Here is a 25,267-nt window from a genome sequence, read left to right as displayed (position 1 = left end):
GGCGTGGCATCGGTGCTGGTGGGTGGTTTGGTGACGTTTCGTGGCTTCGAGGGTGACTCCCGATCAGGTGTCGGTCGGGGTGTTGGTGACGGCGGTGTCGCGGGATGCGGTGGACGAGGCGGTCGCGGTCTGTGGGGTCAGTGAGCGGCGCAGGGGTGGGAAGCTCCCGCCGCATGTGGCGATCTATCTGACGCTGGGTCTGTGTCTGTTCCCGGACGACGACTACGCCGAGGTCGCGGTGAAGGTCACCGGGTCGTTGGACCGGTTCGGCTGCTGGGACGCGGCGTGGTCGCCGCCGACGGCGGGCGGGATCACCCAGGCGCGTAAGCGGCTGGGTCGGGCGGTGATGGCCGAGGTGTTCGAGCGGGTCGCCGGGCAGGTCGCGACGCCCTCGACGCGGGGTGCGTGGTTGCGGGGCCGGTTGCTGCTGGCGGTCGACGGGTTCGAGGTCGACGTGCCCGACACCCCGGAGAACGCCGCCGAGTTCGGCTACGCCGGCTCGGGGGAGAAACGGTCGGCGTTCCCGAAGATGCGGGTCGTCGCGCTGGCGGAGTGCGGCACGCATGCGTTTCGGGCCGCCGAGGTCGGTGGGTGGGCGGCCGGGGAGAAGACGCTGGCGCGGGGGCTGCTGGTGCGGCTGGACCGGGATGAGGTGCTGACCGCGGATCGTGGGTTCTACTCGTTCGAGAACTGGTCGCTGGCGGCGGCCACCGGCGCGGACCTGATCTGGCGGGCCCCGACCGGGCTGGGGCTGCCGGTCGTGGAGGTCCTGTCCGACGGCACGTTCCTGACCGTGCTGATCAACCCGGAGATCACGGCCGGCCGGCGGCGGTCCGCGCTGCTGGCGGCCGCGAAGGCCGGGGCGCAGCTCGATCCGGACGAGGCGCACCTGGCCCGGGTCGTCGAGTACGACATCCCCGACCGGGCCGGAGGCGGGACCGGTGAACTGGTCGTCGTGCTGAGCACGATCCTCGACCCGGCCGACGCCCGCGCCGACGAGATCGCCGCCGGCTACAACGAACGCTGGGAACAGGAGACCGCGAACGACCAGCTCAAAACCCATCTACGCGGCCCCGGCAGGGTGCTGCGTTCCCGACTGCCCGAGCTGGCCGTCCAGGAGATGTGGGCCTGGCTGATCGTCCAGTACGCGCTCACCGCCCTGATCGCCGGCGCCGCCGAGGCCGCCGATCTCGATCCCGACCGGGTCGGCTTCGCCCGCACCCTGCGCCTGGTCCGCCGCTCCGCCACCGGAACGGCGGACATTCCCCCCTGAGGACTGGAAAGGCCAGCTCCCGGCCCTGCACGCCGAACTCACCCGCGTGCTCAACCCACCGCGGCGCCACCGCACCTGCCCCCGCGCCATCAAACGCGCCCGCCACAACAGCTACCGCGTCAAGAGACCCAACGAACCCGCCTCGACCCGCCACCCAGGCTTCGCCACGATCCGGCTCCACCCACTCAACCCGCGCGCCTCATCACCCGAAACATCAAGATCGACTTAAGCTAAACGGCATTGGGTCATGGTTCGGTCCCCGCGTACAGCCAGCGAGAGCGCCTCGGAATCGAGTACGAACACCTTGGGCCGCCGGGCGATGGCGGATCCGGACCCGCTCAAGACGCTGTTCCGGCCTGGTCGCCATCGCGCTTCGCGCGGCGGCGCGCGTGCTCCGCGTCGATCTCTTCCATTTCCCTACGGGCGTCGGCCCGCTCCTCGTCGGTAATCGGGCCGTACTCCTCTTCCAGCCAAGCGACAAGCTCGCCCAGTCGGTCGCGCGCAAGTTTGCGGCGCAGAACTTCGGCGATGTAGGAGGAGATGTCCTGCTCGCCGGTCTCGGCGCGGATTTCTTCCAGTAGTTCCTCGGGAACAGTGATCATGATCGTCTTGGTTCCCACGCTCGTGACCATAACCGCCGTATGCGGGGTTGGCGAGGGGTGCTCTCGGTGGCGGACTTCGGCCGGGGCCTGGGTCGCGAGTGGGGTCATGCACGCCTCCTGGCTGATGGCTACGACACTGTCGACTACGACAGTAGTTGCGTCAACCGAAAAGGTCAATTCGGGGCAAGTCGGCAAGTCGGCAAGTCGGCGTGTCGCGTGAGGGGGCGTGAACGTTGCCTCCGGTCTCCCGGCAGGAAAGTCGGCGCCTCGACGATCCGGAAGGGAGCACTGGGGCGTGCGGGCGCCCGTCCTACTTGGGCTGGAGGCGGGCGCCGGCGTCGATGCGGATGACCTGGGCGTTCAGGTAGCTGTTGGTGAGCAGCTCGACGGCCAGGGAGGCGAACTCGTCCGCGGTGCCGAGGCGGTGCGGGAAGAGGACGTCGCGCTTCAGCTTGTCCTTGAACGCAGCGGAGCCCGGGCCTTCGCCGTAGATCGGGGTGTCGATGAGCCCGGGGGCGATGCACTCCTGGCGGCCTGGCGACGATGGAACGAAATTCTAACGACGGTGCTGCCGACGCAAACACCTGCATAAGTGGTCATCGGCCCGAACCCTTGCGGCAGAGAAACAAGGTTCCATATTGTGGTCGGGTGGGCGGCGATGACTCGGACGGGGCGGACGGCTTAGGGGGATGGGGTCCGGCGCTCGCCGAGATCGGACGCCGCAAGGCGGTGGCGCTCGGGATGGGCGGCGAGGCCCGGCTCGTCCGGCAGGCCCAGCGCGGCCGGCTTAACGCCCGGCAGCGGCTCGCCGCGCTGTTCGACCCGGGCACGTTCTACGAGATCGGTGCCCTGGTCGGGGGAACCGAGGACCCGCCGGTCCCCGCCGACGCGTTCGTCGCCGGCTCCGGGCGGATCGACGGACGCCCCGCGCTCGCCGGCGCCGAGGACGTCACCGTGCTCGGCGGCTCGATCGGCACCGGCGCGGCCGACAAGCGTTACCGGCTGACCCAGCTCGCCCGCCAGGAGCGGGTGCCACTGGTGATGATGCTCGAGGGCGCTGGCCACCGGGTCACCGAGGGCGCGACCGGCCGCCGGCCCGGCGACCTTGGTGGCTTGGTCGAGCTTTCGGGTCTGGTGCCGATGGTGTGCCTGGTGCTGGGCGCTTCGGCCGGCCATGGCGCGCTCACGGCGCCGCTGTGCGACTTCGTCGTCATGACGGAGACCGCGTCGATCTTCTCGGCTGGCCCGCCGCTCGTGCGTTCGGCCACCGGCGAGGTGATCACCAAAGAGGACCTCGGCGGCCCGGACGTCGCCGTCACCACCAGCGGCGTCGTCCACAACGTCGTCGCGGACGACCGCGCGGCCATCGCGCTGGCCCGCCGCTATCTGTCCTACTTCCCGCTTAACGTCGCCGAGCCGCCGCCGCGCCGCCTGGACGGCCCCGATGCCGGACCGCGCCGCGTCGATGAGCTGCTCGAGCTGATCCCGCCCGATCCGCGGCGCCCGTACGCGATTCGGCCGGTGCTCGAGGCGATTGTCGACGACGGCGAGCTGCTCGAGGTGCAGCCCGATTTCGGCCGATCCATCGTCACGACCCTCGCTCATCTGGGTGGCCACGCCGTGGCGGTCGTCGCCAACGACCCGAGCGTGCTTGCCGGCGCGATCGACAGCGACGCGGCCGACAAGGTGGCCCACTTCCTCCAGGTGGCCGGCGTCTTCGGCCTGCCCTGCGTCTTTCTCGCCGACAATCCCGGTGTTCTCGCCGGCAGCGCCGCCGAACGCGCCGGCATCCTGCGCCACGCGGCCCGGATGTACGCCGTGCAGCATCGCCTCACGGTGCCGAAGCTGCACGTGACGTTGCGCAAGGCGTTCGGCTTCGGCTCCTCGATCATGGCGATGAACCCGTTCGACGGCCAGACCCTCACGCTCGCCTTCCCGTCCATCACGCTGGGCGCATTGCCCGCTTCCTCCACGGCGAGCAAGATCGAGGATCCCGAGGAGCGGGCCCGGGTCGCGGCCGAGCAGGCCAAGTCATCCATCACCGGAGGCGCCCGGCTGTCCTATGACGACGTCATCGACCCGCGCGAGCTGCGCAACGCACTGCTCGTCGGCCTCGCGCTGAGCGAGGGCCGCGAGTGGGCGGGCGTGAACCGCCCGCCCCAGCCGGGAGGGATCCTGCCTTGACCGTGCTCAAACTTGGCCTGCGCCTCAGCCTTTACCGGGCCGCCCGGCTCGCGGTGCCCGTCGACGAGGTCCGCCACGCGGAACGCCTCGGTTATCACTCCGTCTGGACCGCCGAGGCGTACGGAAGCGACGCACTCACGCCGTTGGCCTTTCTCGCGGCCCAGACCGAGCGGATCCGGCTGGGGACCGCCGTCGTTCAACTCGCCGCCCGACCGCCGGCCACGCTCGCGATGCAGGCGATGACGATCGACGCTCTGGCCGGCGGCAACCGGCTGATCCTTGGGATCGGGCTTTCCGGGCCGCAGATCGTCGAGGGTTGGTACGGCCAGCCATGGGGACGGCCGAACGCCCGGCTTCGCGACTACGTGACGATCGTGCGCAAGGTGCTGGCCCGCGAGGAGCCGCTCCGTCATGACGGCGAGGAGATCCAGCTGCCCTATGCCGGCCCCGGCGCGCTCGGCCAGGGCAAGCCACTGAAGTCGATCATGCATCCGGTGGCGCCGGTCCCGATCTGGCTCGGCGCCGGCGGCCCGCGCAACACCGCGCTCGCCGCCGACCTGTGCGACGGCTGGCTGCCGATGGGGCTCGGCCCGGACGGCGTGCCCCCGGCGGTCCAGGAACGGGCCGCGCGCGGCGGGTTCGACGTGTTCACCGGCTCGTCCGTGCGGATCACCGACGACGTACGCGGCGCGCTCGACGCGATGCGCCCGCTGACCGCCATGTACGTCGGCGGGATGGGCAGCGCGACGCACAACTACCACCGCGACGCGATGGCCCGCCGCGGCTTCGCCGCGGCCGCCGACCGCATCGGCGAACTCTGGCGCGCCGGGCGCAAGGAGGAAGCGATGGCGGCCGTTCCGGACGAGTACCTGGAGCAGACCGCCCTGCTCGGCTCGCCGGCCCGGATCCGGACGCGCTGGGAGACCGACTACGTCTCGCCCGGCATCACCGGGGTCATCATCGATGCCCACCAGCCCGAGGCGCTGGAGCTGATGGCCGACCTCGCCGGCACGAGAGACCTGGTGAGCGACCTAGAGGGCCAAAGGGCGCGCGAAAATAATCTTCCTTCGCACCTCCGGAGGACGTTGTCCCCAGGATCACCGGCGGGAGACGGCCGGTGACCGCCGACTACGAGTTTCTGCTGGTCGACACCCCGGCGGACGGCGTCCGCCGGATCACGCTGAACAGGCCGGAGAAACGCAACGCCATCTCGACCCCGTTGCGCACCGAGCTGCTCGACGCGTTGCGGGCGCATGACAACGACCCGGGCGTGCGGGTCAGCATCGTCCGTGGCGCGGGCCCGTGTTTCTCCGCCGGCTACGACCTTGGATCCCCGCTCATGGCCGACCCACCGTTCTACTCGGCGCCGGGCGATGGCCAGTGGGCGCGGCAGGCGGGCGAGACCTGGTTCAGCCTCTGGGACCTGGCCAAGCCGGTGATCGCCCAGATCCACGGCTACGCGATCGCCGGCGCGACGGAGCTTGCCTCCGCCTGCGACCTGGTCTATGTGGCCGAGGACGCGCGCATCAGCTACCCGGTGGTCCGGGTGGCGAGCCCGCCGGACTGGCAGTACCACACGGTGCTGCTCGGCCTGCGCCGCGCGATGGAGCTGATGCTCACCGGCGATGCCGTCGACGGCATCGAGGCCGCCCGCATCGGCTTCGCCAACCGCGCCTACCCGGCCGACCGGCTGGCGGAAGAGGTGCTCGCGATCGCGGTCCGCGTCGCCGGCATCCCCAGCGAGCTGACCCAGATCAACAAGCGTTCCGTCCACCGGGCCTTCGACGTCTGGGGCGCCCGCGCCGCCATCCGCGCCGGCACCGAGCTCACCGCCCTGGCCGCCCACACCGAGGCCGCAACCCGTTTCCGCCGCGACGCCCTGGCCGCTGTGAAGGCCGCCGTGACCGACAGTTCCAGCGGTTCCGCCCAAACCGCTGGCCCAGCCGGACCCGATGGTTCCGTTGGTTCCGGAAAAACGGGGAAGACGTCAGAAGCGGACTGACTTGCTAAGCAATGTGAGCCGTGTCACCCTCGGATGAGGAAATGCGTACGCGATGTGGGCGTGCGTTTCTTTGTCGTGAGGGTGAGGTATTCCTGTGCGATTATCTGGTATTGCCGCGGTGGCGGCGGCCGGCCTGTTATGCGTTACCGCCTGTGGCGGTGGTGGCGGTGGCGGTGGCGCCGCGGCGTCCGCGGCGCCGACGGTCGACCCGAAGGCCTTCCAACCGGGTGCCACGACGGGCTGGAACGACGGCGGAGTGAAGGTCGACGCGGCCGGCCTGCGCTGCGCGGACGCCTCTCCCGACCCGAACCGCGGCATCACCGCCACCGAGATCAAGGTGGGTGGGCTGGTGAGCCTCACCGCCCCCGGCGGCACGGCCCTGGGCGGCGCCGAGGTCGGCGCCGAGGTCCGCTTCAAACGGGCGAACGACGAGGGTGGCGTCAACGGTCGCAAGATCAATTATATTGGCACCAAGGACGACGGGACCGACCCGGGCCGCTCGGTGCAGCTCGCGCAGAGCCTCGCCGAGCGTGACCAGGTCTTCGCCGTCGTCCCGACCATTTCGACGTTCCCGAACTTCCTCGACCCGCTGTGCAAGGCCGCGATCCCGTTCTTCGGCTGGGGCACTAACACGGCGATGTGCGACTCCGCGCTCGGTTTCGCCTTCACCGGCTGCCTGCTGCAGACCGACCGTAAGTCCGTCCCGAGCGTGACCGGAATGCTCACCAGCGCGGTCCTCGGCGGCAGCCCGGCGGGCAGAACCGCCGCGGTGCTCGGTTCCGACAACGACTCCGCCCGCGAGGGCGTCGAGGTCTACAAGCGCACGCTGGGGCTCGCCGGCCTGAAGGTGACCTATGCCGAGGCCTCGGCGCCGACCAGCGGCGTGAACGACGCGACCCCGATCGTCAGCGCCATCATGACGTCCAACAAGGGCGCCCCGCCGGACATCATGGTTCTGAGCCTGTCCTTCCCGTCCACCCTGAAACTCACCGAGGCGCTGCGCGCCGCCGGCTTCACCGGTGAGATCGTCAACCAGGTCGGCTACGACCCGCGCCTGGCCGGCTTCGCGTCCTTCAAGGATTCGCTCACCTACCTGCAGTGGGCGCCGCTGGAGTCGTCGACCTCCTCGCCTGGCCTCGACCAGCTGAAGAAGGACTTCGCCAGGTACGCCCCGGACCAGAAGATCAGCCTAACGGCGATGGCCGGCTACTGGTCGGCCGACTTCTTCCTGACCGCGGCCGAGAAGGCCGGCCCGAACCTCACCGCCACCTCGTTGCTCAAGCTGCTCAACGGCGGCGGCTACACCTACGAGGTCCCCGGCGCGGTCGCCGAGAGCCGCTGGCCGCTCAACCACAACGTCCCGACCCCCTGCGGCTCCGCCGTCCGCCTCGTCGCCGGCCACTACGAGGTCGTCCAGCCGCTGGCCTGCGGCGCCACCGTCCCCATCCGCTGACCCTGGGCCGGGCCGCTGGGCAGGCCCGGCACGTCGTCCCGTGACGTGCCGGGCCTGCCGAGATGGGCCGGTGCCCCCCGGCCGCGCCGGGCCGGCCGCCCGCGGGAGGGCCGATGAGAGTCGGCCAGCTGCTGGCCCGCCGGCAAGGAGGTGCTGCCTACCAGGCCAGGATGGCGGGGTGGCCGCGACTCAGGGGAATGCGCGCGGCGTTGCCGGTGGCGAGGTCGATGCGGTACACATCGAGGCCGGCATCGTTCAGCATCAGCATCGTCCCGCTCGGGTCGAGCGCGAGCGTGCTGCCGTCCCCGGATCCATCGAGGGCCGAGTACTCGTGGTGCCCCTCCCACAGAACGCGTAGCTGCCTGCCCGTGGCCACGTCGAACTCGAGAAGGCGCTTTTCCACACCCCCATGATCGGGCCGGGACGTGGGAACGTAGAACCTGTCACCGTCCGCGCTCAGCAGCGGCGTCTGGTAACGCTCGTCGTCTTGCTGATGATCGAGGTTGACTTGGCGCGAGCCGGCCAACAGGTCGCCTCCGGCGCGGGTCGTGTCAAGAATCCATAGCCCAGCCTGGTCCAACGATGTCGCGGCGCCCACGACGTTGAGCTGGAAGGCGAGCGAGCGGCCGTCGGCGGACCAGCTGAAGCTATTGACGATGCCTCTGTCCGTCGTGAAGGTCGTGACGCTTCCGTCGCCGACGTCGATGACGTCGACGCCGGCACCGGTGGGAGTGCCGGTCGAGCTCGCGGCCTCCCGTTGGAATGCGATCCGGCCACCGTCCGGCGATACGGCGAACACCGAGATGCCTCGGTCTCTGACGGTATCGATGGGGATCAGCGACGCCACCGCGCCGTCGGTGTCGACGGTCAGCCGGAAGACATGTGCCTTCCAGGCGGAGTCCGTAGCGAGGAGGAAGAACGTCCGCGGGTCGGCCGCGGCGGCCGACACCCCCCACCAGGAGTCGTTGGCGGGTGGTGGCACCGTCGCCGTCACCTCCCCCGACAGGGAGTCGCGGACCGCGACCTCCTCAAACGCCTTGTCCTGGTCGCTTCCACCCCTATTGAGGGTGACGAAGGAGCGCGCCGGCGACACGGCGGGTGAAACCGAGGCGGTGAGTTCCTTCCCGCGCTGGAGCCCGTTTGCCAGTGGTCCGGCACCGGCGGCGAGCAGAAGCGACGCCGCGATGGCTACGGGTATGAGCCAACACGCGCGTCCTTTCCGGCCCGGGCGATGGGCAGGCGATCGCATGGGAAGGTGTCCCTCCCGGCGATCCGCGGCGTCTCCCGGCGAGATGTTTCCGGTGACCGGCATTTCCACGGCTCTCTCCCTCGTTACCAGGTGACCAGGGCGCCATAGCCGGCCAGGCTCAGGCGCGCGAATCGAGTGGTGTGTCCGGTCGCGGCGTCCACGACGGTGAGGCCTTGGTCGCCGCCGCCCCAGGCGACCAGCCAGCGCCCGCTGGGGTCCAGCGCGAGCTCCGAGATCATCCAGGTCGTCGCCGGGACCGGGTGGGTGAGCAGGACGCGCAGCTGACGACCCGTGGCCGCGTCCAGCTCGACGACACGGGTCGGCGCCAGTCCACCGTCGGCGACCGCGTGCCTGCTGATCACGAAGATCCGGGTGCCGTCCGGGCTGAGGACCGGGCTGATGTAGCCCTCGTCGCGGGCCTGCTGGCCGGTGACCGGCTGCCTGGAGCCCTCGAACAGGGTGCTGTGGGTACTCGTGTCGAGGATCCACAGCCCGGCCCGCGACGACGGGTTCGCCGGTACCGGCTGCTCCGGATGCAGGAGCGCGTCGATCTGGAAGGCAAGATGGCGCCCGTCGTCCGCCCAGCTAAGATCGGTCAGATACCCGCGGACGCTGTTGGGGAACTCTCTCTCGACCCCCCCGATCGCGACGTCGACGATCTGGATGCCCATGGCGGGCGGCGCGTCCAGGCTCGCCGGGGCGTACTCGGCCGGGAGTGCGAGGCGGCGGCCGTCCGGTGAGACGGCGAGCCAGGGTTCGGGAACCACCGGGACGTGCACGGCGTCCAGCCGGTTGATCGACGCGACGCGGCCAGCCGGGCCGAGCACCAACCGGTACAGCCACCAGGACGGATGCGCGCGCAGGTCGTCGCCGAGCAGGTAGAACGTCCCGGGCTGCGCAGCCGCGACGGCCTTCCACTCGATCCCGTCCGGCGGTGCCGGCGTCGCGGTGACCGAGCGGCTCCGCGCGTCGCGGACGGTCAGCTGGGGGCTCCGGACGCCGGTGTCGCCCAACTCCAGGGCGACGAGGTACCGGTCGGGGAGCACGTCCGCACCGGTGGCGGAGACCGAAGGGCCGGGGGAGACGGACGGCGCCACGGTGACGGTGACCCCAGCCGGGGTGACGGACGTGTGCCGCGCCAACCGCGGCAGCAGCACCACGCCGACGACGACGAGCAGGATGACCCCCACGACCAGCGCCGGCGCGATCCGCCGCCTCGGCCCGGCGCCGTCGCCGGCCCGTTCGCCTGGGCGCGCGTGGGCCCGACGGCCGGGCAGCGCCCGGTCCGGCTCGAAGGCCAGGTCGTCGGCAGTCACGATCTCGGCGACGGCGGCGAAGGCGTTGCGCAGGCGGTCCTCCAGGGCGGTCATGCTTCCTCCTCGCCGAGCAGGTCGCCGAGCGCGCGCAGTGCCCTGGTGGCGGTGGACCGGACGGTGGCGGGTGCGATGCCGAGCGTCTCGGCGATCTCGTCGTCGCCGAGGTCGAGGTAGTAGCGCAGGACGAGGACGATCTGGCGGCGCGGCGGCAGCCGGCGCACCGCGGCAAGCACCGCCCGCCGGTCCTCACCGAGCAGCACGGCCGACTCCGCCGACCAGACCGGTGGCTCGTAGCGCACCCCGACGCGGCGCGCCACCGCCCGGCGGCGCAGCTGGCTGCGCCCGCGGTTGACGACGCTCGCGCGCAGGTACGCCACCGCTCGCTCCGGGTCGCGCAGCCGCGGCCAGTGCCGCAGCAGCCCGATGAACGCGTCCTGGACGACGTCCTCGGCCGCGCGCTGGTCACCGAGCAGCAGCACCCCGAGCCGCAACAGCCCGAGCCGGTGCTCGGCGAACAGCAGACCGACCGCGTCGCGGGAACCATGGCCGGGGGCTGTGTCCGGGAACCGGGCGGTCATGCGGCCAGGATCTCGGCGCCCGCTGAGCCCGGCCGCGGTCGCCGCGTCCGCCGCGTCCGCCGCGTCCGCCGCGGTCCCGGCGGGCATGGTGGCCCCGGCGGGCACGGCTGGCGCGGCGGCGGCCTCGGCTCGTGGGCGGGGGGTGGATGGTCGCACGTGTAGATGACGCGCGACTCGGCCATCCGCTGCTCGTCCCGGCGAGTTTTCTCCGACCAGGCCGGCGGAGCTGCCTGCCCGACGGAACGTTCTGGTCGTGGCGGAGGCGGCGGGGAGGTCCGGGTGGCCGAGGGGCGCACGCTGGTTTGCTCGATACCGCGCCGTTTATATGTACCGTGCATACAGTGTGTACCGCGCACATCGAGAGTAGGCTCGGTTCCAGCGCGGATGCGAGGGGAGAGGGGTCGCGATGGAGCCCGAGACGACGGCGGATGCGGCCGGCCTGGCTGAAGTCGCCGACATCGAGCGCGAGCTGATGTTAATCAGCCGGTACATGGTCATGACTGCCACCGCCCGGGCGGAGGCGGCCAAGGCCGAGCAGCGGTTGGAACGTAGCGCCTACCTGTTGCTCAGCCGGATCGAGGCCGAGGGCCCGATGTCCATCGGCCAGCTCGCCGAGGCCTTCGGACTGGACGCGTCGACGATCAACCGGCAGACCGCCGCGATGCTGCGCGCCGGCTTGGTCGAGCGAATCCCGGACCCGGAGGGCGGGGTTGCCCGCAAGCTGCGCATCACCGATCATGGCCTCGCCCGGCTGTACGCCGACCGCGCCTGGGCGGTGGGTGGCATCGCCAGGATGGTCCGCGACTGGGACCCGGCGGATCTGGCGACCCTGGCCCACCTGCTCGCCCGCTTCAACCTCGCCATGGAGCGGGGCCAGGGGCGTCCCTGGCCCCGCCAGGACCGTTCGGAACTCCACCCCGCCCACTGATCAGCGGGCGACGACGAGGCCGCCGTCCACGAGAAGCACCTGGCCGGTGAGGAAGCTGCCGGCGTCGGCGGCCAGGAGGAGGGCCGGGCCGACCATCTCGTCGGGGTGGGCCAGCCGGGCCTGGTGGCTGGCCTTGGTCATCCGTTCCCGCGAGTCGGGGGTGGTGGCGCGGACCATGTCGGTGTCGACGGCGCCGGGGGCCAGCGCGTTGACCCGGACACCGCGCGGCGCGAACTCGGCGGCCATGGAACGGGTGAACGCGACCATCGCCGCCTTGGCGGCGGCGTACATCGACACCCCGGGGGAGTGCAGGAAGGCGCCGGCCGAGACGACGTTGATGACCGAGGCGGACGGGCTCGCGGTCAGGTAGGGCAGCGCCTCCTGCACGAGGAAGACCGGGCCGCGCAGGTTGACGTCGAACGACTTGCCCCATGCATCGGGGGTCATCGCGCCCAGTGGCTGAGCGAGGCCGGTCGCGGCGTCGTTGACGACGATGTCGATGCGGCCGAAGGTCGCGGCGGTCCGCTCGACGAGCGTGCGCAGGGCGGCCAGGTCGCCGACATGAGTGGGGACGCCGAGGGCCTGTCCACCCATCGCCTTCAGGTGGGTCTCGGTCTCGGCGCAGGCGTCGGCCTTGCGGCTGGCGACGACGACGGCCGCGCCGGCGGCGACGAAGCCCTCGGCGATCGCGCGGCCGATGCCGCGGGTGCCCCCGGTGATGACCGCGACCCGGCCGGTCAGGTCGAAGAGGGCCCGTAACTTCTCAGCGTCCATACCCGCATGGTGTGGTCTCCTAGAACCAGGAGTCAATCACTAGCCCCCAGAAGGAAGATGGAGGCCAGATATCGTGCTTTTAACTGGCCTCGCGGTCGGCAGGCGGCATTAGAACCTGGTTCTCGGGAGACGGGGTCGTGGCGCGGCTGGGCGGCCGGGCCGGTCAGCCGCCCGAGCCGAGGATGACGGCGCTGCGACCGATGGCGGCCAGCGCGCGGTGGACGTTCTTCACCTGGTTGGCGGCCGTGCCGCGGGGACGGTCACCCCGATGTCGAGATGTCAGGAGCGGTGCAGCGCGCTGGCGGAGACCGGTCCGACGTGCTGCCACAGCACGTTCACGGTCCGCCGGGCGAAGCGCCACGCGCCGTCGGCGCCCCTGCCGTAGGCGTCCGCGTAGCGGATCACCATGCGCAGGTCGGCGGGCTCTCCGTCCGCGCCGGTGTGCAGGTGGTGCGCGTCGCAGTACGTCTCGCCGACGGCGCTGTCCCCGTCGACCTGGCAGCGGTGGTTGCCGACGAGGTGGAACGTCTCCGGGAAGCGGGCGCCGAGCGCCCTCGGGATCGAGGCCATCGCGGCGGCTCCGGTGACCGTGGTCGCGGGATCCTCCAGGTTCGCGTAGCGCACCTGGAGCACAGCGTCGTCGGCGAACAGCGAGACGAACAACTGCTCGTCCCTGGCGTCGGCCGCCGCGGCGTAGCTGTCGACCAGGTCGCGCAGCGCGAGCCGGTCGGCCGGGTCGCCGGCCGAGCGGCCGGCGGGGAGCAGCCCGGCGGGGCGTGTCCTTCCGGCCGCGTTCAGCTCGTTCAGCTCCACAGCTTCTCCCAGCGCTGGCCTAGGTCGCCGACCCAGGCGGCCGCCTCGGCGTGGTCGCGGACGAACGCCGCGGCCGGCAGCGAGACCTCGGTGACACCGATCTCGGCCATCGCCGCCGCGCCGGCCAGCGTCCGGTCCAGGTCGAGCGCGCGGCCCTCGCCGCGGACCAGTGGCAGGGTGTGGCGCACGCGCGGGACGGCGTCGCCGCGGCCCGCGGCGGCCCAGGCCTCGCGGATCTTCCCGACCCCGGCCGCCACGCCCTCGGGCGACTCGCCCATGATCGGAATCCAGCCGTCGCCCAGCTCGGTGATACGGCGCAGGTTGCGCCTGGTCAGCGGGCCGCTGAACAGGACCGCCGGCCCGTTCCGCTGGACCGGCTTCGGGTCGCACCAGATCTTCTCGAAGCTGACCGTCGGCAGGTCCACGGCGGTGCCGCCGCCGGGAGCCCACAGTGCCCGGCAGGCGGCGATCGTGTCGTCGAGGATCTGCGCCCGGTTGTCGAAGTCGAGGTCGAGGGTCTCGTACTCCTCGGGCTGCCAGCCGGTACCGACGCCGATCTCGAGGCGGCCCAGGCTGAGCGCGTCCAGCGTCGCGCAGATCTTGGCGAGCATCGGGGCGCGGCGCAGCCCCGCGATGAGGACGCCGGTCGACAGCCGCACCCGCGACGTCGCCCCAGCGACGACCGACAACAGCGTGAGCGGCTCCAGCCAGGGCGAGCCGTTCGGGAAGTTGAACGTCCCGAACGGGTACCGGTCCGTTCGTTCGCCCATGATCACGTGGTCGCTCTGCACGAGAGTGTCGACGCCGGCGTCGTCGGCGGCGCGGCACAGATCGATGACCTTGTGTTGCTCGTCGGCCTTGAACATCGACTCCCCGACGGGCAGGCCGATCGCGAGCCGAGGACGCGACGTCGCCATCGCTCGGGCCTCCTTTGTGTGTCGCCGTCATGAGCTTGTGTGTCGCCGTCATGAGCTGCACCAAGATTATGTATATTGTCTACAATCATATCTTCCTTGAGTCGCGGGCGCGCGGGTTACGTGGAGGCCCCGGGTGTCAGAGGCGTGTGGCCGGCTGGCGCAGGCTCGCCGCCCAGGCCACGACGCGGTCCACAAGGCGACGCGGGTCGGGGGCCACATTGCTGTTGTGGTGGGCGTCCGGGAGGACGAAGAGCATCACGTCCGGGCAGGCCGTCAGCCAGCCGGGGCGTACTTCATGAAGTGACGACCGGGACGGCCACGAAGATCGTCGGCGGTGGCCGGCCGCCCGGCGGGGTCGGGCGGCCGGCCAGCCGCGGTTGGTCACTGGACGCGACAGCTCACTTGCGGGCGCCGCCCGAGCCCAGCGCGGTGCCGCACCAGAACCCCGCGGGGCCGTTGCCGCCGGGCACCACCTCGAAGGCGTCGCCCGCCGCGTTCACCCGCAGGAAGTTGAAGCACTTGGCCGGTGCCTCCGGCTCGTTGAGGTCCACGGGCGCGATCAGCCCGCCGGCGGAGTAGTCGTGCACCTGGCGCAGGTTCTGGATGAACGCCTCGCGGGTGGGGCACTGCCCGGCGCGGTCGAGGCCGAGCAGCATCTCGTCGGCCGTCACGTAGGAGGCGAGCGCGACCTCCTCGTCCGGGTCGGGGAGCTCCGGGGCGTAGGCGGCCATGGCGTCGTGGTAGGCGCGCATCGTGGGGGAGTTCTGCTGGAACGACTGGTAGCCAGTGATGACCGACATGCCGGCCATATCCCGGCCCCTGGTGGAGAGCAACTGGGTGCCGTAGCCGGCGCTGACCAGCGCCACCTTGAGCCTGATGCCGGCCGCCTTCGCCGCCGCGAGGATGTCGATGTAGGGTTCCGGCTGCATCGTGCCGATCAGCGCGTCGGCGCCGGTTCTCCTGAGGCCGTCGACCACCTTGGCGGGGCTGGAGACGGACTCGCTGTAGTCGCTCGTGCCGACGACGCTCACGCCCTGGGACGTGAGGCTGGGGGCGAACTGCACCGCCAGGCTGTGTGACGCCGGCGAGGACTGGTCGACGACGAGGTAGGCCTTCGTCCCGCCCTGCTTCTTCACGTACTCGCCGAACGTCGAGACCGGTTTTCCCTCGTTGAACAGCGAGCCGAAGTTGAACATGTTGTCGTGGCCTTCGGTCCAGGACTTGTCGGCGGCCACGCCGACCACCGGCACGCCGGCCTTGTCCATCCATTCGGCCGACGGCCCGATGACGATGGACTGCGCGATGAGGCCGAAGACGTGCTCGTTGTCGAGGAGGTCGTGCGCCGCCCGCGAGAACGCCTCGGGGGTCGACTCGTCGTCGCGCCACTCGAGGACGACCTGCCGTCCATGTACACCGCCCTTCGCGTTCTGCAGGTCCACCCGCGCCTCGATGGCGCTGCGCGCCGAATGGAACGCGGCGGAGACCACGCCGCCGGTGTCCGGGTAGATGAGTCCGAGCTTTATGGTCTTGCTGGTCACACCCGGCGACGGGCAGGAGCTGTCAGCGGCGTCCGTCGAGCCGGGTGAGGACGAGGCGGATGCGCAGCCCGCCGCGGCGGACAGCCCGAGCAGTGTGGCGGCCGCCGCGGCGACCGTCCGCCCGCGTAAGTGCTGACCTTTCATGACGTCTTCGTCTCCTGTCCGAACCAGAACGGAGTGGGGTCACATAGCGATCGTGATGTTGCGCACGCTACCGTTCCTGTTCCGGCCCTTTTCGGTGGGGTGGGGTGTCCCGGCCGTGGGCGGCTATTCGGGCATGTCCCGGCCACACAAAAATGATTTCGACGTCGCCGTCAAATATATGGGCGGCAAATTCGGATGTCGGCTGGCCCGCGGCGTTCCGGGCCATTCGTCAGGCCGGGGCGGGTCACGGCGTCGCGTGCGCCGCCCCGATGTCGGGACGGTGCGGAACGCCTCCGCGGTGAGCTGGGCGCTGTTGCCGACGTCGCGCGGCCGGTGACCGGGCGGCGGCTGGTGGTGCCGCTGTGGCCTAGTGGGCGCGCCGCTCCGCGGCGACGATGCTCGCGAGGAAGATCTTGCGGACCACGTCGTCGTGCCGGCCCTGCTCCGGGTCGACGGACTCGGAGAGCTGCCGGCTGAGCACGAAGCCGCGGATGGCGTGGAAGAGGGCGCTGCCCTGGGCCCGGTCGGAGCCGGGCCCGAGCGTCTCCTCGACAAGCCGCCGGATCTGATCGGCGACCCGCCCCGAGATGTCGGTCAGGGCCGCCGTCGCGGCGGCCGAGGTGTCCGGGTCGCTCTGCAGGTTCAGCATGATCTGTAGCCGGGCCAGGTAGCTCGGCGCGCCGTAGTACTGCGCGAGAAGCTCGTAGAGCGACTCGATGCGCTCCTCGAGCGTGTCGCCCTCGATGTGGCGCTGGGCTATCGAGGCGATGAACCGGCGGTTGAGCTCGTCGACGGCGGCGAGCATCAGCGACTCGCGCGAGCCGAAGTAGTACTGGATCGCCCCCCAGCTCAGGTTCGCGCGCCGGGCGATCTCGTTGGTGCTCGCCCGGTAGAAGCCCAGCTCGAGGATGCACGCGACGGCCGCGTCGAGGATCTGGGTGCGCCCGGCAGGGTCGCGTCCCGACCGGCGACGCCGTGACCGGTCACGCGGTGGCTGACCGGTCACGTTCTCCATGAGGTTCTCGGCCGTCTCGGACACGTCGCTCCTTGTGCGTACCACTTGGGCCGGGGCGACGGAGCTCTTCCGTGCGCCCGCCGCGGCCACCAGCGATGCGGTCGACCAGATCCTTTCACGGCGCGGACGTGCCCTGGAGGTCGTCATGCCTGGCGGGCGGCCCCGCGACCTTGACCGCCGCCGCATCCCACGGCCGCCGGGTCTCGCGGGTCAGCTCAGGTCGAGGTCGCGGGCCTCGCCGCTTGCCCACCAGTAGAGCCGCGTCTCGTCGTAGGTGACGACGAGCAGGGTTCGCACCGCGCCGGGCGGCCAGTTCCGCGCGCGTACCTCGTTCTCCCAGGCGTCCTTCAGCCAGCCCGGCTCGCCCTCCTCACCGCCGCGCAGGGCCACCGAGCCCGCGCCCCGGCTGCCGAGCCGCCAGCCGCCCGCCCGCAGCCAGGTGTCGACGGCCCCGGCGAACACCCGTGCCGGCTCCGTCGAGTGCGCGGCCCGCATGGCCGACACCGGCGGCAGCGCCAGCGGCAACGCGACCACCTCGACGAGGTGCCCGGCGCGCACGCCGTGCTCGTCGCCGTCCCATCTCGCCACGCGATTGCCCACCTGTGCAGGATAAACAATTCCGAGATCAGGGCAAGGCGCCGCCAGGGTTTTCCGCGGGTATGCCCGCCGACTTTCCGGCATCCGCCCACGACCACGCTGGCTTTTCTTTTGTATTGCGCTTTTCTAGCGCTTGCGACTGCCTTTTTGGCGGTGCATACCGCCGACAGGACCGGCGGCCGGCGCAGGAAATACCAAGACGCCGTCGCCATCGCTGAACGCTGTTGTCCTCGTCATCCCCCGGAACGCCGCGGCAAGCCGGCTCGACATTGCCGCCGTCCCGCGGTTCGCCAGTCCCGGGTCGCGCGTCCCGAGGGATGGCGTCTCGGCACACAGATCGGGCTCGGCCGCCCCCCGGCGGCCGAGCCCGACTGTCCCGGGTCCTGTTACCGGGCCCGTCCGCGGATCAGGACTGCGGCGCCACGGTGACGCCCGGGATCACGTCGCCACAGATCGGGTCGGCGCCCTTGACGAGGGTGAACTTGTCGCCCTCCAGCTTCGTGATCCAGGTGCAGTTGCCCGCCCCGCCCACGATGTTCTCGCGGTCGTTGATGTCGACCTTGCGCCCGCCGAACAGGCCCAGGCCGTCCCAGTCGTGGATGCCCGACAGCGAGGTGATGAGCGACGCCTGGGTCGGGTTGGCGCCGGCCCCCTTGAGCCCGCGGACGAGCAGGCCGATGGCCGCGTACCCGTTGTACGTGGCGTAGGAGGGCACGACGGTGACGCCGGCGGCCTTGAGGTCGCTCTGGAACTGCTTGGTGGCGGCCGTCTGCAGCTCGACGGGCTCGTAGCCGAGGGTGAAGTAGACGTTCTGCGCGGCGTTGAGCGCGCCGGGGCCGGCCTGCTCTAGGTCACCGCCGTATCCAGCGGGCAGCAGCGCGACCTTGATGTCGACGCCCTGCTGGCGCAGCCCGGTGATCAGGGCGAAGGAGGTGTTCGGGTCGACCGACGCGGTGAACGCGTCGATCCCGGCCTGCTTCATGGCCAGCACGGTCGGGCCGACGTCGGTGCTGCCGAACGGGAACTTGGCGTTGAGGTAGCCGACCTTGACGCCCGCGGCCTTGGCCGACTCCCCGGCCGAGAGGGCGGCCTCCGAGGACAGCGGCGAGACCGAGTAGCCAATCGACGCGAGGTTGGTGACGCCCTGCAGCTTGAAGAACTTGCCGATGGTCGTCGCGACCTTGGTCTGCTGCAGCGCCCCGACGACGGAGAACATGTTCTTCGCCGTGATCCACTCGGGGCCGTCCTCGGCCATGCCGACCACCGGGACCTTGTGGGCGGTCAGGTAGTTCGCCGCCGTGAAGGCCAGGGCCGAGTGTGCGATCACGACCAGCACGTGGTCCTGGGTGACCATCTTCTGCGCGGCCGAGAGCGCGCCGTCCGGCGTGGTCATCGTGTCGCCCACGACGTACTTGATGGTGTAGCCGTTCCGCGCCGCGTACACCACCCCGGCCTTGACGCCGTCGACACTGGTCTTGTTGCCAGAGGCGGCCGCGCCGGTGACGTCGGTTAATATTCCGACCGTAATTGTCTTGTTGCCGGCTGGGGCGTTCGCGTTCCCGCCGCCGCCCCCGTCCGACCCGGACGAGCCGCCGCAGCCGGCCGCCGCGACGAGCAGGGCGGTGGCACCGGCCACCGCGACGCCGAGAATTCGCTTTCTCCCGCGGATCATTTTTGCTCCCCGTGCATCGGTGGTGGGTCGCGGATGCGTTCTGGCTTGTCGTTTGGAGGAGAAGGATCCGGGACACCCGTCCGGCGCCGCCGTGCACCGGCGCTGTCGGCGCTGTCTGCGCTGTCGGCGTTGTCGGCGTCCGGCGTGGCCGGGCGGAGCGGCCGGTCGAGGCCACGGGGGCGCGGCCGCCGTTCCGATCTAGGTGTCGGCGGCCGTCGCGTCGCCGAGGTAGTGGCGCAGGACCTCGCCGCGGGCGTCGGTGGTGGGTCCCTGCCAGGCCACCGTGCCGCGTTGCAGGACCAGGCACTCGTCGGCGAAGTCCAGCGCGCGGTGGACGTACTGCTCGATCATGATCACGGTGACGCCGGCCTGGCGGGCCCGGGCGAGGCCGTCGAAGACCTGGTCGACCATTTTCGGGGCGAGTCCCAGCGACATCTCGTCGGCGATCACCAGTTTCGGTGAGGTGGCCAGGGCCCGGGCGAGGGAGAGCATCTGCTGCTCTCCGCCGGAGAGCAGCCCCGCGACCTGGCGGCGCCGGGACGCGAAGATCGGGAAGATCTCCAGCGCCAGGTCCACCGCCTCACGCCGGGCCCGCCGCCCACCGGACGCCCCGGCGGCCATCCGCAGGTTGTCGATGACCGTGAGGCCGCGAAAGACTCCCCGTCCTTCGGGCAGGTGGACCAGGGCGGCGCGGCGGATGCGGTGGGGCCGCCAGGCGCTGATGTCCTGGCCGTCGAAGACGACCCGGCCGGCGGACGGAGGGACCAGCCCCGAGACGGCGCGGGCCAGGCTGCTCTTCCCCGCGCCGTTCGCGCCCAGGATGGCCAGCGCCGTGCCGGTGCCCATGGTGAAGGAGACGCCGCCGAGCGCGAGCGCCTCGCCGTAGCGCACCGCCAGCCCGTCGACGGTCAGCAGCGCGCCACCCGCCGGGCCGGCGCCCAGGGCCGCGTCGCGGTCGCCAGCATCGGGACGGGCCGTGGCCAGGGCCGGCCCCGGGGCGCTCGCCTGGGCGACGGCGGCCGGACCGGCCGGGCCGTCGCCGTCCGCTGCACGCTCCCGAGACGCGTCGACCGCGTCCCCGGCCTCCGCCGCGTCGGCTTCGTCCGCGGCCTCCCCAGCACCCACGGCACTCGTGGTGTCCGTGGTGTCCGTGGTGTCCCGGGTGTCTGCCAGCTCCTCGCCGAGATAGGCGGCCTGGACCGTGGGGTCCGCCCGGACTTGTTCGGGGGTGCCGCTGGCGATCAGCTTCCCGAAGTCGAGGACGTAGATGGTGCTGGACAGGCGCATCACGAGTTCGACGTCGTGCTCCACCAGCAGGGCGGAGATGCCGCGCTCGCGGGTGGCGCGCCGCAGCACGCGTTCGAGCTGCTCGGTCTCCGCCGAGTCCAGTCCGGAGGAGGGCTCGTCCAGCAGGAGCACGGTCGGGGACGTCGCGAGCGCGCGGCCCAGCTCGACGAGCCGGGCGGTTCCCAGCGGCAGCCCCATGGCCGGGTGGTGGGCGACGTCGGTGAGCCCGAGCAGCTCCAGCAGGCCGTCGACGTCGTCGGTCTCGGCCGCCCGCGGCCGGTGCAGGCTGCCGACGGTGAACAGGTCGGACCAGACCCGTCGCCTGGCGTTGCGGACCCGGTGGGCGAGCACGAGATGGTCGCGGACGGTGAGGCTGGTGAACAGCTCGGGGTGCTGGAACGTGCGCGCCAGCCCCCGGGCAGCCCGCGCCTGCGCGCTGGCGCCGGTGACGTCCACGCCGTCGAGCAGTACCTGCCCGCGGGTCGGGCGCAGCAGCCCGGACACCACCGCGAACAGGGTGCTCTTCCCCGCGCCGTTCGGCCCGACCAGCCCGACGATCTGACCGGGTGGGACGGAAAGGCCGACGTCGTCGACGGCGACGAGACCGCCGAACCGCATCGTGACGCCGACGCAGGCCAGCCGTGGCGCCTCCGACGGGCCAGCGGGTAAAGGCGCCACGGCGCCCCGCGCCAGCTGCGCGGCCTCGGCGTCGGTCTGGGTCTGGGTCGTCGTGCCGTCCGTCGTCACCGGGCCGCCGGTCATGGTTCCGCCTTCGTCGTCGCGGCGGCCGCTTCCCGAGCCGGGCCGCCGACGTGGGCAACGGATGCTTCGGCCACGACCGGCGGGGGCGCGCCGGTCCCAACGTCCATCCCGGCCAGCGCGGGCGTGGCGGGCGACGACGGCTTCGCGATGCGTGACAGCGCCCCGGTCAGCAGCCCGCGCAGCTGGCGTCCGGCCTGCGGGACCGCGCCTTCGGGGTTGCGCGCGACCCCGATCGCGCCGAGGCCGAACAGGATCGGCAGCAGCGAGGTCAGCCGGGCCGGGGCGTAGCTCTGCAGCACTCCCTGCATCAGGGTGAACGACAGCCCGGCGAGCAGGGCGGCGGAGATCGACCGGACCCCGAGGGTCACCACCACCGCGAGCCACACCAGGCCGGCATAGGTCGCCCAGGACGTCGGCTGGGCCGTCATCTGGTACATCGCGACGAACGCACCACCCACCGCGGCGACGAACGCCGCCAGCGCGCCGACGATGACCTTCACCTGCACCACGGACAGGCCCAGCGTCCGCGCCGCCGGCGCGCTGTCCCGCACCCCGCGCAGCGCGAGCCCACTCGTCGAGCGGCGCAGGTTCAGGGTCAACGCCGCCAGGACCGCGAACACCCCCAACGCCAGGTAGGCGAACGTCAGGTCGTCGACGGCCCAGCCGGGGCGTTCGATGATGACCCCGAGCCCGCCCTGCAGGAAACGGCCGCGGGTGAAGACCAGCGTCTCGACCAGCAGCCCGAACGTCAGCGTCGCCAGACCCACATAGAGATCACCGAGCCGGATCGTGAGCAGCCCGAGGACCGCGCCGGCGGCGGCCGCGATGAGCCCCGCCAGGACGATCGCCAACAGCACGGGCAGGTGGGCGTTCGTCGCGAACTGGGCGGCGCCGAGCGCTCCCGCACCGGCGAAGACGATCTGCGAGAGCCACAGCATCCCGCCTTCTCCGGTGGCGACGGTGAACGTCAGATAGGTGATGCCGTAACACAGCCCGAGCGCCGTCAGCCCCAGCCAGTACGGCGAGCCCCTGAACATCAGCGGCACGAACGCCACGACGACCAAAGGGACCAGCCCGAGCCACTTCTCCCAGGGGGCGGCGTAGGCGGCCGCCGCGGTGGCCGCCGAATCCTGCGACGCGGGCCGGATCGCCTGGTCGAGCGGGCCGCCCGCGCCGGCGTCCTCGTCGACCGACCCCGACCGGACAACGTAGAAGATCAGGAAGACCACCATGAACGCGAACGGGACGCTGGGCACGATCGCCGCGGTCAGCGAACTGTTCGTGGGCAGGTACTTCTGGATCACGTCGGTGATGACGCCCATCGCCAGCGCCGCGACCACCGCGCCAGGCAGCGAACGCAGCCGCGCGGCCACCACCGCGGCGATCGCCGCCGACATCAGCGCCGTCATCCCACCCGGAGACAGGCCGTCCGTCGGAGCGACCAGAACACCGGCGAGCCCGGCCAGCGTCGAACTGACCGCCCACACCCCCAGCGAGACCCGGCCCGGGTGGGTGCCCGACAGCGAGGACATCGCCTCCGAGTCGACCATCGCCCGCACCTTCAGGCCCACGTCCGTCAGCCGCAGCACCACCGTGCCCGCGGCGACCACGAAGAGGAGGAACCCGTAGGTGATCACCTGGTCGGTGGTCACCACCGTCCCAAGAATGTGGAAGGGCTCGTCGTTCAGTGACGCCAGGCCCGGCGCGGACGTGATCGCCTGGTTGCCGAAAATCAGGTCGCTGATCGGGGGCAACGCCACCGACAGGCCGATCGTCGCGACAATCTTGACGAGCGTCGAGGAGTTCCGGATGAACCGGAACAGCACGGCGTAGAGCACGACGCCTAGCAGCGGTGCCAGCACGAGGATCGCCAGCAGGCCGGCCGACACCGTCGACATTCCATGCTGAGAGTTGAGCCAGTAGTAGAACCGGGCGACGACGTAGGCCATCGAGCCGAAGGCGAAGTTGAAGACGCCAGCCGAGACATAGGTGACCACCAGCGCCGCCGACGCGATCGCATAGATGGAGCCGAGCGCCAAGCCAGCCAAGATGTACTGAAGCACGCTAATTCCTCCGCGCCAGCCTCATCGGCCGACCGTTAACGTAAGAACGCGACAGTACTTTCGGGAAGTTCGGAATGGGTCCAGGTCGCGCGCCTTCTCACCGACATTGCTCCTTAGTCGAGCCGGTTGCCGGGGTCAGTGGCATGCCGCCTGCTTCACGTCGGCCGACGGGGTGTGACGAAGGTTACATTCTTCGATGTCGGAGTCAAGCTTTGCCGAGCTCCGCGACTCCCCGGAAGGGTGCACTCACAGAGTGTGCGTTCACTCGCATGGCTGTGGTCGGCGTGGAGGCCGCGCAGCCGCATGACCGCGGCGTGGAACAGGCCGCATGACGTCCGGGTCCCGCCAGCCCGTAGCGACTTCCATTACGGCCACGCGGGGCGCTCGACCACGATCCACGCCACGCCTGGCGGGAGGGCTCGGCCGCCCGGTCCACCCAGCCGGTATCGCGCGGTGCCGCCAGCCGATCGTTCTCCTTGCCGGCAGCCGGCAGCCGGCAGCCGGTGCGGGGACCGTTTCGGCGGATCCGGAGGGTCGAACGCCTCGGCCTCGACCCGCCCTGGCGGCATCGCCCGCCGCGCCGGTACGCTATCCATCCGCGATTTATTTTGTGTTTTCGCTGGCGTCACCGAAGGCGGGCTGGACGCGTACCGGCCGCACCTTTAAGGCGCGCCACGAGGCCGTGCGGACCAGTCCGTGGGGATTGGTATCGCCCATCGATCCATTGCTAACGAGACGTTGGTTCCTGCTATGTCGAAAAACAGTTCGACGCTGTTCATGGCACCCCTTGGCCGCATGACGTGCGCGGCCACTGGCGGATGTCGTCGAAGGTCGGCGTGAGGAGTACGGAGTCCATGACAGTCGTCGAAACCCCAGTGCTCAGCGGCTTCTCTCCCATCGCGGGCGCGGCCACCGCGGCGGGAGTGTCCGTGCCGGTCCCGAGGTCCGTGGGTTCGCGCGGCGCCCGGCCGGCGGTCGGCGGGGCGCGGTTGCTGGGTACCGGCGCCTACCGGCCCGCGGGCCGGCTGACCAGCGACGAGGTGGGCGGAAGGTTCGGCCGTACCGCGCAGTGGGTCGAGGCGCGGACCGGCTTCGCGGCCCGGGGGGTCGCCGCCGCGGACGAGACCGTGGGCGCGATGGCGCTCGCCGCGGCGCGCGACGCCCTCGACGACAGTGGGCTGCCCGCCGGAGCGGTCGACCTGGTGATGGTCGCGACCTGCAGCTCCCCGCCGCGCACCGGCGTTGTCGCCGCCGACGTCGCGAGCGGCCTTGGCGTGCCCGGCGTGGCGACCGTCGATCTCAACGCGGTCTGCGCCGGTTTCTGCTACGCCGTCGCGGCGGCGTCCGACTCGGTGCGCGCCGGCACCGCCCGCCACGCCGTCGTCGTCGGCGCCGAGCGGATGACCGACTACGTCGACCCGGCCGACTTGGGCACTTCGATCATCTTCGGGGATGGCGCCGGCGCGGTCGTCATCGGGCCGGCCGCCGCGGGCGCGGCCGGGGAGCCGGCCGCGATCGGCCCGGTGACGTGGGGGAGCGACGGCTCCCGCGCTTCGCTCATCCGGGTCGAGCCGGAGAACCAATGGATGCGGATGGAAGGACCCGCTGTCTTCCGCTGGGCCATCGAGACCGTCCACAAGATCGCGCTCGACGCCTGCGAGCGTGCGGGTGTCGCTCCGGCCGACCTGGCGGCCGTCGTGCCGCACCAGGCCAACCTCCGTATTGTCGACACCGTCGCCGAGAAGCTCGGCGCGGTCAGGGCCGTGGTCGCGCGTGACGGTGCCGGGGCGGGCAACACCTCGGCCGCCTCCATCCCGTTGGCCCTGCACCGGCTGCGCCGCGCCAGGGCGGTGCGGGCCGGTGACCTGGCGCTGCTCGTCGGTTACGGCGCCGGCCTCACCTGGGCGGCACAGGTGGTCCGCATCCCGTAGCACAGGTTGCTTGGCCGCGTCTGGCAGGTCTTTCATCTTCGTGTATCGGACTGCTATGGAATGCGTCTCTCCCCGCCAGAGAACTACGATGACGACCGGCGTCGTAGGCGCAGCCGCCACGATCGCGTCCCAGGCCACGATCGCGACGTAGATCGCGATTGAGGAGGAA

Annotated in this window: 21 protein-coding genes; 8 read left to right on the top strand and 13 right to left on the bottom strand. The window is 71.3% G+C overall.

Annotated features, from left to right (window positions below):
* The first annotated feature begins 40 nt into the window (after window positions 1-40).
* The gene (locus QOZ89_RS18285; RefSeq protein ID WP_312624317.1) at window positions 41-1,273 is read left to right on the top strand and encodes an IS4 family transposase; all 1,233 of its coding nucleotides are present in this window, start codon (window positions 41-43) and stop codon (window positions 1,271-1,273) included.
* Window positions 1,274-1,611: 338 nt separating this feature from the next.
* On the opposite strand, the gene QOZ89_RS18280 is transcribed toward QOZ89_RS18285, so the two are convergent.
* Entirely contained in the window at window positions 1,612-1,893 is a 282-nt protein-coding gene (locus QOZ89_RS18280) for a CopG family transcriptional regulator (RefSeq protein WP_071051052.1), read from the bottom strand.
* Between the two features lie 277 nt (window positions 1,894-2,170).
* On the opposite strand from QOZ89_RS18280, the gene QOZ89_RS48270 reads away from it, so the two are divergent.
* The 5 genes from QOZ89_RS48270 (at window position 2,171) to QOZ89_RS18255 (ending at window position 7,514) form a co-directional block, all read left to right on the top strand.
* Window positions 2,171-2,467: a hypothetical protein gene (locus QOZ89_RS48270; RefSeq protein WP_157910561.1), complete on the top strand. Its 297-nt coding sequence runs from the start codon at window positions 2,171-2,173 to the stop codon at window positions 2,465-2,467.
* A gap of 56 nt (window positions 2,468-2,523) precedes the next feature.
* Window positions 2,524-4,059, top strand: a complete 1,536-nt coding sequence (locus QOZ89_RS18270) for an acyl-CoA carboxylase subunit beta (RefSeq protein ID WP_071050988.1) — start codon at window positions 2,524-2,526, stop codon at window positions 4,057-4,059.
* 2 nt (window positions 4,060-4,061) lie between these two features.
* On the top strand, window positions 4,062-5,180 hold the full coding sequence (locus QOZ89_RS18265) for an LLM class F420-dependent oxidoreductase (protein ID WP_241841999.1): 1,119 nt from the start codon (window positions 4,062-4,064) through the stop codon (window positions 5,178-5,180).
* On the top strand, window positions 5,177-6,061 hold the full coding sequence (locus QOZ89_RS18260; protein ID WP_083419200.1) for an enoyl-CoA hydratase-related protein: 885 nt from the start codon (window positions 5,177-5,179) through the stop codon (window positions 6,059-6,061). The genes QOZ89_RS18265 and QOZ89_RS18260 overlap by 4 nt, the downstream gene beginning before the upstream one ends.
* 94 nt (window positions 6,062-6,155) lie before the next feature.
* On the top strand, window positions 6,156-7,514 hold the full coding sequence (locus tag QOZ89_RS18255; RefSeq protein WP_312624316.1) for an ABC transporter substrate-binding protein: 1,359 nt from the start codon (window positions 6,156-6,158) through the stop codon (window positions 7,512-7,514).
* A gap of 157 nt (window positions 7,515-7,671) precedes the next feature.
* Here QOZ89_RS18255 and QOZ89_RS18250 read toward each other — a convergent pair whose 3' ends face one another.
* The 3 genes from QOZ89_RS18250 to QOZ89_RS18240 form a co-directional block, all read right to left on the bottom strand.
* The gene (locus QOZ89_RS18250; RefSeq protein WP_312624315.1) at window positions 7,672-8,607 is read right to left on the bottom strand and encodes a TolB family protein; all 936 of its coding nucleotides are present in this window, start codon (window positions 8,605-8,607) and stop codon (window positions 7,672-7,674) included.
* Between the two features lie 239 nt (window positions 8,608-8,846).
* Entirely contained in the window at window positions 8,847-10,133 is a 1,287-nt protein-coding gene (locus QOZ89_RS18245) for a hypothetical protein (RefSeq protein WP_312624314.1), read from the bottom strand.
* A complete protein-coding gene (locus tag QOZ89_RS18240; protein WP_241841988.1) occupies window positions 10,130-10,744 on the bottom strand; it encodes an RNA polymerase sigma factor in 615 nt (204 codons plus the stop codon). Before QOZ89_RS18240 ends, QOZ89_RS18245 begins: the two co-directional genes overlap by 4 nt.
* A 319-nt stretch (window positions 10,745-11,063) precedes the next feature.
* On the opposite strand from QOZ89_RS18240, the gene QOZ89_RS18235 reads away from it, so the two are divergent.
* On the top strand, window positions 11,064-11,585 hold the full coding sequence (locus QOZ89_RS18235) for a MarR family winged helix-turn-helix transcriptional regulator (RefSeq protein WP_071050984.1): 522 nt from the start codon (window positions 11,064-11,066) through the stop codon (window positions 11,583-11,585).
* Here QOZ89_RS18235 and QOZ89_RS18230 read toward each other — a convergent pair whose 3' ends face one another.
* The 9 genes from QOZ89_RS18230 to QOZ89_RS18190 form a co-directional block, all read right to left on the bottom strand.
* Window positions 11,586-12,359 (bottom strand): SDR family NAD(P)-dependent oxidoreductase, encoded by a 774-nt coding sequence (locus QOZ89_RS18230; RefSeq protein WP_071050983.1) that lies wholly within the window; start codon window positions 12,357-12,359, stop codon window positions 11,586-11,588. It lies immediately after the preceding gene.
* A 279-nt stretch (window positions 12,360-12,638) separates the two neighbouring features.
* The gene (locus QOZ89_RS18225) at window positions 12,639-13,172 is read right to left on the bottom strand and encodes a nuclear transport factor 2 family protein (protein ID WP_083419199.1); all 534 of its coding nucleotides are present in this window, start codon (window positions 13,170-13,172) and stop codon (window positions 12,639-12,641) included.
* Window positions 13,163-14,089, bottom strand: coding sequence for a TIGR03619 family F420-dependent LLM class oxidoreductase (locus tag QOZ89_RS18220; RefSeq protein ID WP_071050982.1), 927 nt, complete (start codon window positions 14,087-14,089; stop codon window positions 13,163-13,165). The genes QOZ89_RS18225 and QOZ89_RS18220 overlap by 10 nt, the downstream gene beginning before the upstream one ends.
* Before the next feature lie 398 nt (window positions 14,090-14,487).
* On the bottom strand, window positions 14,488-15,771 hold the full coding sequence (locus QOZ89_RS18215) for an ABC transporter substrate-binding protein (RefSeq protein WP_312624313.1): 1,284 nt from the start codon (window positions 15,769-15,771) through the stop codon (window positions 14,488-14,490).
* 367 nt (window positions 15,772-16,138) lie between these two features.
* Entirely contained in the window at window positions 16,139-16,810 is a 672-nt protein-coding gene (locus QOZ89_RS18210; protein ID WP_312624312.1) for a TetR/AcrR family transcriptional regulator, read from the bottom strand.
* Window positions 16,811-16,996: 186 nt separating this feature from the next.
* Complete coding sequence (locus QOZ89_RS18205; protein WP_312624311.1) at window positions 16,997-17,374, bottom strand: hypothetical protein; 378 nt, start codon at window positions 17,372-17,374, stop codon at window positions 16,997-16,999.
* A 415-nt stretch (window positions 17,375-17,789) separates the two neighbouring features.
* Entirely contained in the window at window positions 17,790-19,055 is a 1,266-nt protein-coding gene (locus tag QOZ89_RS18200; RefSeq protein ID WP_312624310.1) for an ABC transporter substrate-binding protein, read from the bottom strand.
* Between the two features lie 198 nt (window positions 19,056-19,253).
* Entirely contained in the window at window positions 19,254-21,104 is a 1,851-nt protein-coding gene (locus QOZ89_RS18195) for an ATP-binding cassette domain-containing protein (RefSeq protein ID WP_071050977.1), read from the bottom strand.
* Window positions 21,101-23,167: an ABC transporter permease gene (locus QOZ89_RS18190; RefSeq protein ID WP_312624309.1), complete on the bottom strand. Its 2,067-nt coding sequence runs from the start codon at window positions 23,165-23,167 to the stop codon at window positions 21,101-21,103. Before QOZ89_RS18190 ends, QOZ89_RS18195 begins: the two co-directional genes overlap by 4 nt.
* A gap of 854 nt (window positions 23,168-24,021) precedes the next feature.
* On the opposite strand from QOZ89_RS18190, the gene QOZ89_RS18185 reads away from it, so the two are divergent.
* Window positions 24,022-25,098, top strand: a complete 1,077-nt coding sequence (locus QOZ89_RS18185; RefSeq protein WP_312624308.1) for a beta-ketoacyl-ACP synthase 3 — start codon at window positions 24,022-24,024, stop codon at window positions 25,096-25,098.
* Window positions 25,099-25,267: the final 169 nt, after the last annotated feature.

This window comes from Pseudofrankia coriaricola (assembly GCF_032027725.1).
Classification (GTDB): domain Bacteria; phylum Actinomycetota; class Actinomycetes; order Frankiales; family Frankiaceae; genus Pseudofrankia.
This window is presented reverse-complemented; position numbering and strand designations above follow the sequence as displayed.